We start from the raw sequence: 16,743 nt of genomic DNA on the forward strand, positions 1-16,743 counted from the left end.
CTGCCCAGGCTAATAGCCCTCTTGAGCCAGCCCTCTGTTGCAGAAAGAACCTACATATAAATCGGTAATCATCACCTATGAGCGTCCCCGGAGCGGATCATAATCAACCGGCAAGATCGACTTACAATAAATACCATGAGTTTCTCGCCAAACCACTCCAGGTGCCTCCATGCCCGAAGATGCCCCCCTGACTGCACCGCTGCCCTTGCCACAACTGAACAAACTGAGAGAGTTGCGTAATGCCCTGGTAGCGCTCAAGGGGCCGCTGGCGGAAAAACCGGGGTTGCGCGAGCGTATTGAATGGGGGCTTTTCAACAACGAGGCCAATGATCGGATGTTGGGCAAAGTGGTCTGCAGGCCACTCGACTTTCAGCGGCAATCGGTACCTGAGTAGTGCGTCAGGAAGCGGCCTTCAGATCCACGCCCAATGCCTGGGCGAATGCCTTGACCAGCGGACTGCGAACCGTGTTGTGGCGCAGGATCAGATTGAATGGGGTGTTGAAGTTGATCAGATCCGGACGCAGTGCCCGAAGTTCGCCTTGCGCCACCATCGCCGCGGCATAATGCTGTGGCAGGAAACCGACAAAGCGTCCGGTCTTGATCAACATGGCGACGGCCTCCACCTGGGAAGCCGACGCTGAATCACTGTCGTATACCGCGAACCTGGCTTTATCCCGGTGAATGGCATAACGGTGATTGATGAACTGTTGATCCTTGAGGACATCGACGCTCATTTCAGCGTCCGGTGCGTCAAACAACGGGTGCCCGACTGCACAGTAAGATTGCGATCTTTCTTCATAGAGATTGAAGTAATCAAACTCTTCTCTTTTTTGATAAACCGGGACTATTCCGGCGATCAAACGCCCCTCCACTACACCCCGCTCCACTTCATCCAGTTGTGAGGCATGCAGACGAAACCTGACCTTGGGCGATTCATCATGAATTATCCTCAAGGCGGCCACTAACGGCGAATGCTCATCTGAAATAGTGTTATCAATCACGCCGACACTAAGGTCGCCGATCAATTCATTTTGAGCGGAACTAAGCCTGTCCCTAAAGTTATCGACCGAAGCAAATAACTCGATGGAAGCCTGATACACCAGATTGCCCTCTTCGGTCAGGCAAAAACCTTCCCGGCCGCGGGTACACAAGCGCATGCCGATCCGGATTTCCAGGTCGGAGATCTGCTTGCTGATCGCCGCGAGCCCCACATTCAGTTCGTTCTGGGCGGCACTGAACCCCCCGGCCTCGACCACCGCCTTGAACACTTTGAGCAGTTTGAAGTCCAGGCCGCTGAGCGCCAAAGGTGCTCTATGGGCGTTTTTCGGTGGTGGGTTTCCGGAATTGGAAAGTGGGGTTTCCATAATGCTTATTTACCTCATGCGGCCTATTCAACAGGATGAGTCCAACAACAAAAACATAGCCGGCCAATAATAATGAACACAGAAAACCAGGCTTTGCAACCACAAATAAAATCCGCCCATCAGCGCCAACTTGCTGATTCTGAACGATTAAAAACTGACACTTTGATCAGTTCCCGCCACTTGCTACTGCCCCCCTTGAAAATTGCATGACGTGAACCGCGCCGGACTTGTTTGATCAGGTCCCGGCCAGCTGTTACGGACATGTGTAGCGAGTTCAGTTCGTGTTACCGACGAGGAAAATAACAATGACCCAAGCAACCGATCGTTTGTGGGGTGCACGCTTCAAAACCGGCCCTTCCGAGGCCCTGGCCGCGCTGTCCCGCTGCCCGGAACGTTACTTCCGTTTGACCCCTTATGACCTCGCCGGCTCCAAGGCCCATGCCCGTGAATTGCAGCGTGCAGGCCTGCTGGACGAGCAGGAAACCCTGAAGATGCTCGAAACCCTTGAGCTCATCGGCGTGGATTTCCGCGAGGGCCGCGTCAGCCCGACCCAGGATGACGAGGACGTACACACCTTCATCGAGCGTCTGCTGACTGAACGTCTCGGCGCGCTGGGCGGCAAGCTGCGGGCCGGTCGCTCACGCAACGACCAGACGGCCAACGATCTGCGGTTGTTTCTGCGCGACCACGTCCGCACCCTGACGGTCGAAGTCCTGGCCTTGCAACAAGCGCTGGTGGACCAGGCCGAGCAGCATATCGAAAGCATCTGCCCGGGTTTTACCCACCTGCAGCAGGCCCAACCGATCGTCTTTGCTCACCACTTGCTGGCCCACGCCCAATCCATGCTGCGCGACGTGCAACGGCTGGTCGACTGGGACGCCCGCACCTCCCTCTCACCCTTGGGCGCTGCGGCCATGGCCGGCTCCGCCATCGCTCGCCTGCCCCAGCAATCGGCAAAGGAAATGGGCTACAACGGCGTGTGCGAAAACTCCATCGACGCCGTGGCCAGCCGTGACCACGTGGCTGAATTCCTGTTCGTTGCCAGCATGCTCGGCATCAACATCTCGCGTCTGGCCGAAGAGTTTTGCCTGTGGTCCTCCCGGCAATTTCGCTGGGTTGCCCTGGACGATGCCTACGCCACCGGCAGCTCGATCATGCCGCAGAAGAAAAACCCGGACATCGCCGAACTGGCGCGGGGCAAGGCCGGTCGCCTGATCGGCAACCTCACCGGCCTGCTCTCCACCCTCAAATCCCTGCCGCTGTCCTACAACCGCGATCTCAGCGAAGACAAGCACGGCGTGCTCGATAGCGTCGACACCTTGCTGCTGGTGCTACCGGCCATGGCCGGGATGGTCGCGACCATGAAAGTCAACGTCGAGGAACTGCGGCGCCAGGCGCCGCTGGGCTTCACCCTGGCCACCGAAGTCGCCGACTGGCTGGCGATGCGCGGCGTGCCGTTCAAGGAGGCCCACGAAATTACCGGCGCGCTGGTTCAGGCCTGCGAAAAACACGACATCGAACTCTGGGAAGCCTCGCCGGCGCTGCTCGCAGAGATCGATCCACGGTTGACCGCCGAAGTGCGCGACAGCCTGACCCTGGAAGCGGCCATCGCTGCCCGCAGTGGCTGGGGCGGCACCGCGCCACAGCAGGTGCGCGAACAGATCGGTCGCTTGAAAACCGCCCTGGCCGCACAACAGCAATGGGCCGCGCAGTACAACGGTTTCCGTCTCTGAAACCCTGAACACCTGAACACCTGAACACCTGTAGGAGCGAGCTTGCTCGCGATGGACTCAAGGGCGCCGCGTTTATCCAGAAAGCACGCGTTATCGTTAACGTCCATCGCGAGCAAGCTCGCTCCTACAGAATGACCGATAGACCGCAGGCGCCGTCAGCCTGCATTCGGAGAAACAGCATGAACCAGACCCAGGCAGAGCGCCTCCTGGCCGAGCGCAAGCAAGCCGAGAGCCAGTTCGACATAACCCAGTACGACCACGTGCCCCGGCGTTACTACGGGCGAATATTCTTTGCCACCCTGATCGTCGTCGCCCTGCTGGGGCTGGTGCGGGCGTTCGCCGAAGGCCAGATCGAGTGGTCGTATATCGGCCAGTTCCTGACCTCCAAAGCGATCTTGTTCGGCCTGTTCAATACCATCGTCATGGCCATTCTGGCCATGGTCCTGGGCGTGGTGATCGGGGTCATCACCGCCGTCATGCGCATGTCGGCCAACCCGATCCTGCGCTACGTGGCTATTACCTACACCTGGTTGTTTCGCGGTACGCCGCTGATCCTGCAGCTGCTGCTGTGGTTCAACCTGGCGCTGATCTTTCCCACCATTGGCATACCCGGCCTGTTCGAACTGGACACCGTCAGCCTGATGACGCCGTTCATCGCCGCCCTCCTCGGCCTGAGCATCAACCAGGGTGCCTACACCGCCGAAGTGGTGCGGGCCGGGCTGCTCTCGGTGGACACCGGCCAGTACGAGGCCGCCAAGTCGATCGGCATGCCGCGCTTGCAGGCACTGCGCCGGATCATCCTGCCCCAGGCCATGCGCGTCATCATCCCGCCGGTGGGCAACGAGTTCATCGGCATGGTCAAAATGACTTCCCTGGCCAGTGTGATCCAGTACTCGGAACTGCTCTACAACGCCCAGAACATCTACTACGCCAATGCTCGGGTGATGGAACTGCTGATCGTCGCCGGGATCTGGTACCTGGCCGCCGTCACCGTCCTGTCCTTCGGTCAAAGCCGCCTGGAGCGCCGCTTCGCCCGTGGCGCTGGCAAGCGCTCTTGAGCCGTGTTGGAGAATTGAACATGAGAAGCATCGTCAAGGCTGTCAGCCTGAACAAGTACTACGACCACTTCCACGCACTCAAGGATGTCAGCCTGGAAGTCGAGCAAGGTGAAGTGCTCTGCGTGATCGGCCCGTCCGGTTCCGGCAAGAGCACCCTGCTGCGTTGCGTCAACCAGCTGGAAAAGATCGACAAGGGCGGCCTCTGGGTCGACGGCGAACTGGTGGGCTACCGGATCGTCGGCAACAAGCTGCACGAACTCAACGAATCGCAGATTGCCCGTCAGCGCCTGGCCACCGGCATGGTGTTCCAGCGGTTCAACCTGTTCCCGCACATGACCGTGCTGCAAAACATCACTGAAGGCCCCTGCCAGGTGCTCAAGCGCTCGCCCAAGGAAGCCAATGAAGAGGCCGTGGAGTTGCTGGCGCGGGTTGGCCTGGCCGACAAGCGCAACAGCTACCCGATCGAACTGTCCGGCGGCCAGCAACAACGGGTCGCGATTGCCCGGGCCCTGGCCATGCGCCCGAAACTGATGCTGTTCGATGAACCCACTTCGGCACTCGACCCGGAACTGGTCGGTGAGGTGCTGTCGGTGATGCGCGATCTGGCGCAGACCGGCATGACCATGATCGTCGTCACCCATGAGTTGGGCTTCGCCCGCGAAGTCTCCAACCGCATAGTGTTTATGGATGACGGGCAGATCATGGAGGCTGGAAGCCCCGAAGAAATACTAATAAGTCCGCAAAACCCGCGCACCCAAAGCTTCATTTCTGCCGTTCGATCCTAGGCGCCAGTTGGCGCTCACAACAACTCATAAGAGAACGACCATGAAGAACCTCGTCATTCCAGCAGTACTCGCCGGCCTGATGGCTTCCAGCCTGAGCTGGGCAGCCGAATTACCGGCCAGCATCAAGAGCAAGGGCGAAATCGTCGCGGCGATCATGCCCAACTACCCGCCGATGGACTTCAAGGACCCGGCCACCAACGAGCTGACCGGCCTCGACTACGACCTGGGCAACGCCCTGGCCGAACGTCTGGGGCTGAAGATCAAATGGCAGGAAACCGGCTTCGAGCAAATGATCAACGCGCTGACCACCAAGCGTGTGGACATCGTGATGTCGGGCATGACCGACACCGCCGAGCGGCAGAAAACCGTGACCTTCGTCGACTACTTCACTAGCGGCCCGCAGTTCTACACCTTGCAGAAAAACACCACCATCAATGACAGCATCGACTTGTGCGGCAAAACCGTCGGCACCAGCCGCCGCACCACCTTCCCGGCGGAAATCGCCGAGTGGAGCAAAGCCAACTGCGAAGCGGCGGGCAAACCGGCGATAAAAGTCGTGGGTTCCGAAGGTTCGGCCGACGCCCGCGCGCAACTGCGCCAGGGCCGACTGGACGCGGCGATGCAAGGCAGCGAAACCCTGTCGTATCTGAAGACCCAGGAAGCCAACACCTTCAAGACCCTCGGCACCCCGATCTCCGTGCAGTTCACCGGGCTTGGCGTGAGCAAGAGCAACCCGGAGCTGGCCGAAGCCATCAAGGTTGCCCTGCAAAGCATGATCGCCGACGGCAGCTACGCGGCCATCCTGAAGAAATGGGACCTGGGCCAGGGCGCAATCGAGACGGCGACGATCAATAACGGCAAGTAGGGTTTTGGCTGGATGGGTTTCTGAAACGCTGAAACCGATGTCCGGTTCACGATCCACCCCTGTAGGAGCTGCCGCAGGCTGCGATCTTTTGATCTTAACGTTGTTCCGGCCACCCCATTGACCGCTGAAAAGATCGCAGCCTGCGGCAGCTCCTACGAGGGGGCGTACCAATAAATCAACGGAGCCGCCACTTATGCCCTCCTCGCTCAAACCGACCTGGCCAGGCCAGCACAAAGCCTGCCTGGCCCTGGCCTTCGACCTCGACGGCCCCACCGGCGATGCCATGCTCAATGGCTCGATCTGGCGCAAACCGGAGTATTTCGGCTTCGGCGGTTACGGCCCATATCGGGCCTTGCCACGGATTCTCGACTTGCTCGACCAGTTCCGGATTCCGACGACCTTCTTCGTCCCGGCCTGGGTCGTGGAGAACTGGCCAAGGCAGTGCCAGGCGGTTGTCGAGCGCGGGCATGAAGTGGCGTACCACGGCTATAAACACGAATCCTTCTATGCCCTGACCCTGGAGCAGCAGAAGGCCGTCATGAAAAAATCCCGCGAGGTGTTCTGGCAGCACCTGCACATCCGCGCTGAAGGTTTCCGTACTCCGTCCGGTGACTGGCGTGCCGAGACACCGGCGATGCTAGTGGAAGCCGGGGTGATTTATTCCAGCAGCATGCGCGGGGATGATCGGCCGTACCTGGTACAGGTTCCCGGCCATGAACAGCCGCTGGTGGAAATCCCCGGTCGTTGGGAAATGGACGATTACGCCTCGCTGGCCTACACCCGCGCGCCGGACTTCCCCTCGGGTCTGGACCGCACCGCCAGCTACGAGCTGACCCTGGACAACTGGTGTCGCGAGTTCGATGGCGCGGCCAATGAAGGGCTGTGCCTGACCACCCTGTTTCACCCGAAAATCACCGGCAAACCGGGTCGCATTCTGCTGCTCGAACGCCTTTTCGAACACATGCGTCAGCGCGATGACGTGTGGTTCGCCACCTGCCGCGAAGTTGCCCACTGGTGGCTCAAGGAGCATCACCATGGCTGAGTCCACCGTTTGGCCAAAAGGTTATCGCTGCGCCGTGGTGCTGACCGTCGACTACAACGACATCCACGGCATCCTGACCCAGGCCCCGGAAGTCGCCGGGCGGGACAAGACTCTTTCAGTCTGGCGCTACGGCACTCAGCGCGGTGTCGATCGTTTGCTCGGGTTGTTCGAAGAATTGGGTGTGCCGAGCAGCTGGTGCATTCCCGGTATCGTTGCCGAGGAAAACCCCCGGCACATTCGCGCGATTCAGGCCGCCGGCCACGAAATCGCCTGCGCCGGTTACCGCCATGAGAACTACGACAGCCTGAGCCTCGTCGAGCAAACCAGCGCACTGGCGCGCGGCTGCCAGGTACTGGCGCAGATCACTGGCCAGCGGCCACTGGGTTTTCGCATTCCTGCCGGCAACTGGGCGCCCGGATTTGTCCAGGCACTGCACGAGCAAGGCATTCGCTGGTCTTCATCCTGGCGCGGGGATGATCTGCCATTCGCCCACCCCACGGCAGCGCAGGTGATCGAATTGCCATTGCACTATGAACTCGAGGACGAACCCTACTTCGCCTTCAACCTGAGCCCGGCCGTGCCGCCGGCGCAATCGCGGATCGCCTCCTACAGCCATACCTTGGGCAATCTGCAGCTGGACTTTGCCGGCTTTCATCGTTTCGGTCTGTGCTACGTGCTGCGCCTGCACCCGGAGATCATCGCCACGCCGGGGCGCATTGGTGTGTTGCGGGAACTGCTCCTGGGCATTCAGCAACACGAAGATGTGTGGATCGCCACCGCCGCGGATGTCGCGCAATGGTGGAGCGAATCGGCAGCACCCCTGGCCGAGGACCACCCGGCCGCGGTCTATGAACGACACTATCGGACGTACCTGCCATGAGTGAACGGATGCAGCGTCTGGCGCGCTTTTGCGTTGAAACCCGTTTTGAAGACCTGCCACCTGAACTGGTGGAGAAAGCCAAGCGACACATCATCGACACCTTTGGCGCGACCCTGGCCGGGGCCGGGAGTGAAATCGCCGAGGCCGTACGCCGGACCCTCGGACAAGAACCGGGCAACGCGTTGGTCTGGGGCACCCGACAGCGCACCGGGGCCACTCAGGCGGCGATGCTAAACGGGATCGCCGCCCACGCGCTGGAACTGGATGACACCGGTGGCTGCGACCATTCCGGTGCCGTGGTGCTGCCCGCGGTCATGGCGGCGGTGAGTTTGCGGGCAACCCCGCTGGACGGCCGCGAGCTGATCTGCGCCGTGGTTATCGGCTATGAAGTCGGTCGCCGGGTCCTCGAAGCCTGCGGTGGTTATTCGGTCCATAACGGCGCCGGCTGGCACTCGACCGCCACGTGTGGAGTGTTCGGTGCGGCGGCGGCTTGCGCGCGCATCCTTGGTCTTGACCAGGCGCAGACGCTCTCGGCACTGGGCATCGCCGGCAGCTTCAGCGGCGGGCTCTGGTGCTTTATCCATGACGGTTCGCAAAGCAAAAAACTCCACAGCGGCCGCGCCGCCGAAGGTGGCTTGCTGGCAGCGCGATTTGCCCGGCAAGGCATCAGCGGCCCGTCGAAGCTGTTCGACGAAGTCTGGGGCGGTTTTCTCCAGACCCTGGCCGGTGACGATGCCGTGCCCGAAGCACTGGACGAGACCCTCGGCCAGGTCTGGAAACTGGCCCGTTGCTCGATCAAACCCTATGCCTCATGCCGTGGCACTCACTCGGCCATCGACGCCATGGGGTTGCTGCTGGAGCAGTTGCAGGTCAGCGCCGATCAAGTGGAAGACGTTCAGGTTTCCCTGTGCGGTTTCTTGAAGGATATGTGCGGCGGTCGCGATATCAGCAGCCTGGCAGCGGCGCAGATGAGCTTGCCTTATGCCCTCGCCGCTCGACTGATCCAGGGTCATGCACGGCTGGATGCCTACACCGATGAGCAACGAGCAGACCCGCGAATGGTCGGCTGGCTGAAACGCATCCGGCTTGATGTGGACCCGCAGCTGTCGGAGGATGGCGAACCGCTGATCACTGTGCGCACGATGGATGGACGCCAGGCCAGTCTCTGTGTCGAGGTACCGCTGGGGGCGCCGGGTAATCCGTTGAGCGATGGGGCGCTGGAAGAGAAGTTTCTCAGTCTGGCGGTGCGGGTGATGGGCGATGAACAGGCCTCGGCATTGCTGGAACAATTGTGGCAACTGGAAGAACTGGAATCTGTTGGCATGCTGGATCGGTTGCTGGCTCGATAGACGCGTTGCCTGCTCTGGTGCTGCACCTTTGCAGGAGCGAGCTTGCTCGCGATGGACGTTAACGATAACGCGTGTTTTCTGAATAAACGCGCCGCCCTTGAGTCCATCGCGAGCAAGCTCGCTCCTGCAGGGGACCGGTGAAGTTCTTCAAATTGAAGGTAAATAAAACAAGGACTCGTGCACCACTGTGGCCACTTACTCGCTCGTTATCCGTCGTCTGATGATCTGCTCGTTGACCATTGTCGTCAGCCGCGCCATCACCAGTCCTTTGCTTACCCTGTTCCTGAGTAACAAACTCGGCCTGAACCAGCAGGATGTCGGTCTGTTGCTGGGTATCGCGGTGTTCATCGCTACCCTGCTCGCCCTCTATGGCGGCTACATCATCGACCGTCTGGAAAAGCGCCGATTGTTGATCCTCGCCATGTTGTCCAGCGCGATCGGTTTCGTCCTGCTGACCTTCGCCGAGAATCTGTACCTGACCACCCTGACCCTGGTGATCACCGAAACCGCGTCCGCGTTGTTCTTGATCGGCTCCAAGGCGATCATCAGCGAAAACCTGCCCATGGGCCAACGGGCCAAGGTCTTCTCGTTGCGCTACACCCTGACCAATATCGGCTACGCGACAGGTCCCATGCTCGGGGTGGTGATTGCCGGCGTGCAGCCGTTGGCGCCGTTCCTGATTGCCGGCGGCATCGCGTTTTTCAGCACCTTTCTGATGCGCGGGATTGCCGGTACCCCTGGCGCCCCGGCTCTCGGCAAACCACAGAGCTTTCTCAATACCCTGGTGACCCTGAAAAACGACCGCACGCTGATCATGTTCACTTGCGGCTGCCTGCTCAGCACCGTGGTCCATGGGCGTTTCACCCTGTACCTGTCGCAATACCTGCTGGTGACCCAGAGCTCGCAAAACGCCCTGGAAACCATGGCGGCGATCCTCGCCTGCAACGCCATCAGCGTGATCCTTTTGCAGTATCAGATCGGCCGTTTCCTCAAGCGCGAGCAACTGCGCTACTGGATTGCCGTGGGCAGCAGTCTGTTCATTGTCGGGCTGATCGGCTTCAGCTACGCCGATAACCTGGTGTCCTGGTGCCTGGCGATGTTTGTGTTCACCCTCGGCGAAATGATCATCTACCCGGCGGAGTTTCTCTTTATCGACACCCTCGCCCCCGAAGAACTGCGGGGCAGCTATTACGGCGCGCAAAACCTGGCGGCCCTGGGCGGTGCCCTGAGCCCGGTGATCTGCGGCTACTTGCTGACCCATTCAGCGCCGGGCACGATGTTTTATGCCCTGAGCGGACTGACTGCCATGGGTGGTTTGCTGTGCTTCCTGAGTGGGCGGAGAGTGGCGATACAGCAAAACTAATGCACTTAAACCGCATTATTATGAATTTGTAGAGGATGCCGTTCATCGGCACACTGTGCCGGTTCCTCCCCCAAATGCAGGAACGTTCAAAGGGCTCTCTGGTGTTCCAGAGAGCCCTTCTTTTTGTCGGTTTTTTTCGGTTACTGGATCTTCTTCGTCATGTTTTCTCGCTGGATACCTGCTGCCATCAATACCCGCCCTGCCGAATGGAGTCGTGCCGCCATCGGCATGTCCCTCGGGACTATGTTCAGTGTCTGGTGCTGCGCGAAAGTGTTCGGGATGGGGGTTGCGTTGCACCTGATCGGTCCACTGGGCGCTTCAGCGGTACTGCTGTTTGCCGTATCGTCCGGCGCGCTGGCTCAGCCGTGGTCGATTCTTGGCGGCTACTTCACCGCGGCGGTGGTTTCGCTGTTGGTGGCTCACGTGCTCGGTCGCAGCCTGGGCAGTGCTTGCCTGGCCGCCGGCATGGCGCTGATTCTGATGTGTTGGCTGCGCTGTCTGCATCCCCCGGCCGGAGCCCTGGCCCTGTTGCTGGTGCTGGCCGATCCGGCGACCATCGCCCTGGACTGGCTGGCCTTGGGCTCGGTCATGCTCAGCGCGCTGTGCATGCTGTTCAGCGCACTGGCCTATAACAACCTGACGCGGATTCGCTACCCGAAAAGCCATAACGAGAAGGTACCGGTGGTTCCCGCCGATCACCCGCCCATAGACCCGGCAAGCATCACCGCCGAGGACCTGCGACGCGCGCTGGACGATATGCAGGAGTTTTTTGACGTAACTCCTGAGGACCTTGAGCAACTGATCCACGCCAGCGAACTGCACGCCAGGCGCCGCAGCATTGGTGAAGTGTTGTCCAGCCGGGTCTGAACTGTTTGTGCTTGCTCAGGCCGCCGCCAATTGCCGCGCCGGTACCGCCAGACTCACCGCCCGTACCGAAGTCCCGGCAGTCAAACCGAGGGTCTTCGCGGTGTCCACATCGACGATCAAGGTACCTGCGGCAACCCGTGCCGGGGCGGCGGTGATCCGGCAATCGGCGAACTGACGGTTGTGAATCAGATACGGCACCGCCTGATCCCCGGGTGTGCCAATACTCAACTGCAGCACCTGGCTGTCACGCACCGCGCGGATATCGCCGGTGGCGCACTCGATCAAGGGCCCGCCGTCAAAGATATCGATGTAATCCTTGTGGTCGAAACCTTCGGCCTTGAGCATGCCCAGCGCCGGTTCGGTATTGGGATGAACCCGACCGATCGCCGAACGCGCCGCTGCCGGCAGCAGACAGGTCGGTAGCGGGAACTTGGGCATCAACTCGGCGATAAAGGTCTTGTTGCCAAGGCCGGTGAGGTAGTCGGCATCGGCAAAGTCCATCTTGAAGAAATGCCGACCCAAACCTTCCCAGAATGGCGAGACGCCCTCTTCATCCGAGTAACCGCGCATCTCGGCGATCACCTTGTCGCCGAACTGCTGACGAAACTCGGCCAGAAACAGAAAGCGTGCCTTGGACAGCAATCGCCCGTTGAGCCCATTGCGATGGTCGGCATGCAGGAACAACGAGCACAGCTCCGAATGGCCGGTCATGTCATTGCCCAAGAACAGTGTCGGCAGCTGTTGGTTGATCCCGAGACTTTTCGATGCGGCGACAAACAGCCCGAGACGGTAGTTATACCAGGGCTCGCGCATACCAACGGCACCGGCCAGGGCACAGATGCCGATGGCCTGACCATTTTCGGCTTCCAGCACAAACAGATAGTCGGCATCGGCGCGCTCGGCAACGCCAGCGAAGGTTTTTTCCGCCCATTCCAGACGCTGGCGCAATCGCACGGCATCCGCCGGCAAGGTGGTCAAACCGGTGCCGGCGCTGTGAGCCAGGGTCAGCAGGGCCGGTAAATCGGCCATGGTTGCAGGACGGACGATCATCGCAGTTGCTCCGGAATCAATGAGGGTTGAGAGAGGCTCATTGTCTGATTCGGCGCGGCGAAAACCCGGCTGATAATGGGGGTGGGGGTGATGGAAATGGCTGAAAGCGAGGGGGTAGGCAGCCGAATCGGTGGGCTTGAAAAGATCAAAAGATCGCAGCCTGCGGCAGCTCCTACGCCGACCGCGTACACCCGATATTACGGGTCGAACACAATCCCCGTGTAGGAGCTGCCGAAGGCTGCGATCTTTTGGCGTCATCACAGACGCCAGGCTTACTCCATCGACGTCTTGACCATCGCCAGTTCGGGATGGCTGACCAGTTTATCGATATGCAGTTCCGGATCGTCGAACCAGGTTTCGGTCAGTACCCGGTAATGCTCCATGTCCCGACAGCGCATGCGCAGGCTGTAATCGAAAGCTCCGCTGATCAAGCGGCATTCAAGCACCTGCGGACAGGCACGGACCCTGGCCTCGAAGGCCTTCTGCGCCGCCCGCCCGCTCTGGTTCGACAACGCCACCAGCACCAGCAACGACAAGCCCGGGGTCAATTTCTTTTCGTCGAGAATCGCCCCGTAGCCGCGGATAACTCCGAGCTGTTCGAGCTTGCGCACCCGTTCCAGACACGGCCTGGGTGTCAGGTGGACCCGCTCGGAAAGCTTCTGATAGGTGATGCGCCCATCGTGGCGCAGCACCTCAATGATTGCCTGATCGATACGATCAAGCACGATCGACAGATCGCGGATATCCGCCATGTACGTCTTGCCTCACTTCAAACGGCCCGATAAAAATTGCTGCAAACGCTCGCTTTGCGGCCGGTCGAGAATCTCTGCGCTGCCCTGCTCCTCGACCCGGCCTTGATGCAGAAACAACACCTGGCTGGACACCTGACGGGCGAAGCCCATTTCGTGGGTCACCATCAGCATGGTACGACCTTCTTCCGCCAGGGCCTGGATTACTTTGAGTACTTCGCCCACCAGTTCCGGATCGAGCGCCGAGGTTGGCTCGTCGAACAACAGTATCTGCGGCTCCACCGCCAGGGCCCGGGCAATCGCCACTCGCTGCTGCTGACCGCCGGATAGAAAGGCCGGGTACTGCCCGGCGACTCGCTGTGGCAGTCCTACTTTGTCCAGATAGGCACGGGCGCTGGTCTCGGCGTCCTTGCGGCTGACGCCCAGCACTCGACATGGCGCCAGCATGATGTTTTCCAGAACCGTCAGGTGGCTCCACAGATTGAAATGCTGGAACACCATGGCCAGGCGCGTGCGCAACCGCTGCAACTGCGCCGGGCTCGATACTCGCATACCGCCTGCGGCTGGCCGGGTGGCGATCCGTTCACCGTCCAGTTCGATGGAACCTTCGTCCGCCCGCTCAAGGAAGTTGATACAACGCAACATGGTGCTTTTCCCGGAGCCACTGGCGCCGATCATGCTCACCACATCGCCGGCCCGCGCTTTCAACGAGACGCCTTTGAGCACCTCATTGTCACCAAAACGTTTATACAGATTTTCGACTGTCAGTTTGTACATGCAAGACTCCTGGAGCCGTACCGCTGTCGGCACAGCTCTGGATAGAAACAAGGGAAGTGAAAAAACGTCGGCAACGGCTTCAGTGGGCCGGACCGAGAAAACTCAGCCAGCGCTTCTCGGCCAGGCGAAACGCACCCACCAGGCCGAAAGACAGCGCCAGGTACAGCAGCGCGGCAATGCCGAATGCCTGGAAGGTCATGAAGGTCGCGGAATTGGCGTCACGGGCCACCTTGAGGATGTCCGGAATGGTGGCGGTAAAGGCCACGGAAGTCGCATGTAGCATCAGGATGACTTCGTTGCTGTAATACGGCAGTGCCCGTCGCAACGCCGACGGCAGGATCAGCCGCAGGTACAAACGCCAGCCGCTCAAGCCATAGGCGTGGGCCGCTTCGATTTCACCGTAGGGAATGCTGCGAATTGCCCCTGCGAAAATTTCCACGGTGTAGGCACAGGTGTTGAGGGTAAACGCCAGCAAGGTGCAATTCATTGCATCGCGAAAAAACGCTTCCAGCAGCGGCTGTGAACGAACCACCGCGATGCCGTAGATCCCGCTGTAGCAAATCAGCAACTGGATATACAGCGGTGTACCGCGAAACACGTAGGTGAACAGTTGAACCGGCCAGCGCAGCACACCCCAGCGCGAGGTCCGCATTATCGCCAGGGGCAGCGAAAGAAAGAACCCGAGGACGATGCTCACGCAAAGCAACCACAAGGTCATCGCCAACCCGGTGAAGTTATAGCCGTCACTGAAGAGAAAGGGTTTCCAGTATTCCGAAAGCAACTCGATCATCGCGTCATCCCCCGCACGCCCTGGTTGTAATGCCGCTCAAGGACCCGCAGCAGATAGTTCGAAGCACTGGTAATCAGCAGGTACAGCGCCGCCGCCAACAGCAGGAAATCCAGCATATTGAAGGTGCTTTTGCCCGCCTCCTGAGCGACCTTGACCAGGTCCGACAAGCCGATGATCGATACCAGCGCCGTGGCTTTGAGCAGCACCAGCCAGTTGTTGCCAAGGCTCGGTAAAGCGAAGCGCATCATTTGCGGGAACACCACGAAACGAAACCGTTGCCAGCGGTTCAAACCAAACGCCGCCCCGGCTTCCTGCTGGCCCCGTGGAACGCTGAGAATCGCCCCGCGAAAGGTCTCGGTGAAATAGGCGCCATAGATAAACCCCAGGGTAATGATGCCGGCCACGAACGGGTCAATTTCCATATAGGGCCAGTCCATCGCCTCGGTCAGGCTGCTCAACCAGCCTTGCAGGCTGTAGAAAATCAGCAGCATCAACACCAGATCGGGAACGCCACGGATCAGTGTCGTGTAGAAGGTCGCCGGCAGGTTGAGGATGCGCAGCGGCGAGAGCTTGGCGGCCGCACCCAGCAGGCCCATCAACATGCTCACCAGCAACGAAAGAAACGAAAGTTTGAGCGTCACCCAGGTGCCATGCAGCAACAGCGGGCCATAGCCCTGCAGGGCCGACACGTCGAGGCCTGGAATATTCAGGAAGGAATTCACGTCAGTCACCCGTCTTGATTGGCCGCAGCCGGACGCTGCATCGCACCGGGCGATGCAGCGTTGTCGGTGCAAGGATCAGTTGTTGTAGAGGTCGAGATCGCCGAAGTGTTTCTGCTGGATCTGCGCGTAGATGCCCTTTTCATGCAGGGCCTTGATGGCGGCATTGAGCATGCCTTTGAGTTCGTCGTTGTCCTTGCGCAGGCCAATGGCGATTTCCGACGGTACCAGCGGGTCACTGATGCCCTGACTGTTCTTGAAGTCGGCGCCTTGTGGCGACTTCAGGAAACTCATCTCCGCTTGCAGCTTGTCCTGGATCGAGGCGTCCAGACGACCGAAAACCAAATCCGCATAGACCTGATCCTGGCTCTGATAGGCCCGCAGCGTCACCCCGGCCGGAGCCAGTTTGGCTTTGGCGTAAGTCTCCTGAATAGTGCCCTGCATGTAGCCGATCACCTTACCTTTGAGGGATTCGGCGGTGGGCTCCAGGCCGGAATCCTTGCGGGTGACAATCGCGGTCGGGCCGGCGTACAGACGATCCGAGAAGTCGATCTGCTTCTTGCGGGCATCGGTCACTGTCATCGACGACTCGATCGCATCGAACTTGCCGGCCTTGAGAGCAGGAATCAGCCCGTCGAAGTCGTTACTGACCCACACGCACTTGAGCTTGAGCTCGGCGCAGATGGCATTGCCCAGGTCCACGCCAAAACCTTGCACGCCGCCATCGGCGGTGGTCGATTCAAACGGTGGGTAGCTTGGGTTCACGCCAAATCGCAGTTCTTTCCACTCTTTGGCGCTGGCACCTGTGGCGCAGAACAGCAGCGCGAGTACCGGTAAGGTCAGCCATTTCTTGTTCATCTTCTTGAGTCCCGATTTATTTGGATTTATCGCGGCCTGGTACAGGTCCGAGCCACATTTATGGGCAGGAGCAGAGAGTCGATGCGGCGTTCACCGCAACAGCGTTGTTATTGTTTTAACCGGGTGCGTCGCCACACCCTCCCTGAAACCCTTGACGTAGACGGCTTCAACAGGAAGTCCAGAATGCCAACAGAACGCCTTGGACAGGTGTCGTAACGGCCTGCGCAGACAGCCCGGTTGTGCTGATAAGCGCTATTTCACAGCCGAATCGGCTGTGGGCCTTGCTTGGCCCGATGCCAGTCAGTCAGGAGTCTTGAGGCAAACATCGTACTTGTGGCGAGGGGGCTTGCTGTGGCGAGGGGGCTTGCCCCCGCTCGGCTGCGAAGCAGTCGTAAATCGGCGAATGCGGTGTGCTTGATGAAATGGGGTTGCAGGTTTTAGGGCCGCTGCGCGCCCCAGCGGGGGCAAGCCCCCTCGCCACAAGGGACCGCGCT

The 16,743-nt window shown here is 60.0% G+C and carries 17 protein-coding genes; 10 read left to right on the plus strand and 7 right to left on the minus strand.

Annotated elements, in window-relative coordinates:
- The first annotated feature begins 169 nt into the window (after positions 1–169).
- Complete coding sequence (locus ACA064_RS16265) at positions 170–394, plus strand: type VI secretion system contractile sheath small subunit (RefSeq protein ID WP_497669028.1); 225 nt, start codon at positions 170–172, stop codon at positions 392–394.
- A gap of 4 nt (positions 395–398) precedes the next feature.
- Here the strand turns inward: ACA064_RS16265 and ACA064_RS16270 are convergent, their stop codons facing one another.
- Positions 399–1,364 carry a LysR family transcriptional regulator gene (locus ACA064_RS16270; RefSeq protein ID WP_497669029.1) on the minus strand — a complete coding sequence of 322 codons (966 nt, stop codon included), beginning with the start codon at positions 1,362–1,364 and terminating at the stop codon, positions 399–401.
- 305 nt (positions 1,365–1,669) lie between these two features.
- Between ACA064_RS16270 and argH the strand changes: the two genes are divergently transcribed.
- From argH to ACA064_RS16315, 9 genes are all read left to right on the plus strand, one after another.
- Positions 1,670–3,097: an argininosuccinate lyase gene (gene argH, locus ACA064_RS16275; protein ID WP_497669030.1), complete on the plus strand. Its 1,428-nt coding sequence runs from the start codon at positions 1,670–1,672 to the stop codon at positions 3,095–3,097.
- A 179-nt stretch (positions 3,098–3,276) separates the two neighbouring features.
- Positions 3,277–4,155, plus strand: coding sequence for an amino acid ABC transporter permease (locus tag ACA064_RS16280; RefSeq protein WP_497669031.1), 879 nt, complete (start codon positions 3,277–3,279; stop codon positions 4,153–4,155).
- A gap of 20 nt (positions 4,156–4,175) precedes the next feature.
- Entirely contained in the window at positions 4,176–4,940 is a 765-nt protein-coding gene (locus ACA064_RS16285) for an amino acid ABC transporter ATP-binding protein (protein WP_497669032.1), read from the plus strand.
- A 40-nt stretch (positions 4,941–4,980) separates the two neighbouring features.
- Positions 4,981–5,805: an ABC transporter substrate-binding protein gene (locus ACA064_RS16290; protein WP_497669033.1), complete on the plus strand. Its 825-nt coding sequence runs from the start codon at positions 4,981–4,983 to the stop codon at positions 5,803–5,805.
- Positions 5,806–5,998: 193 nt separating this feature from the next.
- Positions 5,999–6,847, plus strand: coding sequence for a polysaccharide deacetylase family protein (locus ACA064_RS16295; protein ID WP_497669034.1), 849 nt, complete (start codon positions 5,999–6,001; stop codon positions 6,845–6,847).
- The gene (locus tag ACA064_RS16300; protein ID WP_497669035.1) at positions 6,840–7,727 is read left to right on the plus strand and encodes a polysaccharide deacetylase family protein; all 888 of its coding nucleotides are present in this window, start codon (positions 6,840–6,842) and stop codon (positions 7,725–7,727) included. The genes ACA064_RS16295 and ACA064_RS16300 overlap by 8 nt, the downstream gene beginning before the upstream one ends.
- A complete protein-coding gene (locus tag ACA064_RS16305) occupies positions 7,724–9,076 on the plus strand; it encodes an MmgE/PrpD family protein (protein ID WP_497669036.1) in 1,353 nt (450 codons plus the stop codon). Before ACA064_RS16300 ends, ACA064_RS16305 begins: the two co-directional genes overlap by 4 nt.
- A 187-nt stretch (positions 9,077–9,263) precedes the next feature.
- Positions 9,264–10,439: an MFS transporter gene (locus ACA064_RS16310; protein WP_497669037.1), complete on the plus strand. Its 1,176-nt coding sequence runs from the start codon at positions 9,264–9,266 to the stop codon at positions 10,437–10,439.
- A 159-nt stretch (positions 10,440–10,598) separates the two neighbouring features.
- On the plus strand, positions 10,599–11,306 hold the full coding sequence (locus tag ACA064_RS16315; RefSeq protein WP_497674259.1) for an HPP family protein: 708 nt from the start codon (positions 10,599–10,601) through the stop codon (positions 11,304–11,306).
- A gap of 15 nt (positions 11,307–11,321) precedes the next feature.
- Here the strand turns inward: ACA064_RS16315 and astA are convergent, their stop codons facing one another.
- The 6 genes from astA to ACA064_RS16345 all read right to left on the minus strand — a co-directional run bounded on the left by astA (position 11,322) and on the right by ACA064_RS16345 (position 16,249).
- Positions 11,322–12,356: an arginine N-succinyltransferase gene (gene astA, locus ACA064_RS16320; protein ID WP_497669038.1), complete on the minus strand. Its 1,035-nt coding sequence runs from the start codon at positions 12,354–12,356 to the stop codon at positions 11,322–11,324.
- A gap of 272 nt (positions 12,357–12,628) precedes the next feature.
- Complete coding sequence (locus tag ACA064_RS16325; RefSeq protein WP_497669039.1) at positions 12,629–13,108, minus strand: Lrp/AsnC family transcriptional regulator; 480 nt, start codon at positions 13,106–13,108, stop codon at positions 12,629–12,631.
- A gap of 12 nt (positions 13,109–13,120) precedes the next feature.
- Positions 13,121–13,882 carry an ABC transporter ATP-binding protein gene (locus ACA064_RS16330; RefSeq protein ID WP_497669040.1) on the minus strand — a complete coding sequence of 254 codons (762 nt, stop codon included), beginning with the start codon at positions 13,880–13,882 and terminating at the stop codon, positions 13,121–13,123.
- Between the two features lie 79 nt (positions 13,883–13,961).
- Positions 13,962–14,672: an ABC transporter permease gene (locus tag ACA064_RS16335; protein ID WP_497669041.1), complete on the minus strand. Its 711-nt coding sequence runs from the start codon at positions 14,670–14,672 to the stop codon at positions 13,962–13,964.
- Positions 14,669–15,394, minus strand: a complete 726-nt coding sequence (locus tag ACA064_RS16340; RefSeq protein WP_497669042.1) for an ABC transporter permease — start codon at positions 15,392–15,394, stop codon at positions 14,669–14,671. Before ACA064_RS16340 ends, ACA064_RS16335 begins: the two co-directional genes overlap by 4 nt.
- Positions 15,395–15,469: 75 nt before the next feature.
- Positions 15,470–16,249, minus strand: a complete 780-nt coding sequence (locus ACA064_RS16345; RefSeq protein WP_497669043.1) for a transporter substrate-binding domain-containing protein — start codon at positions 16,247–16,249, stop codon at positions 15,470–15,472.
- Positions 16,250–16,743 lie beyond the last annotated feature (494 nt).

Source organism: Pseudomonas sp. LBUM1658 (genome assembly GCF_059716055.1).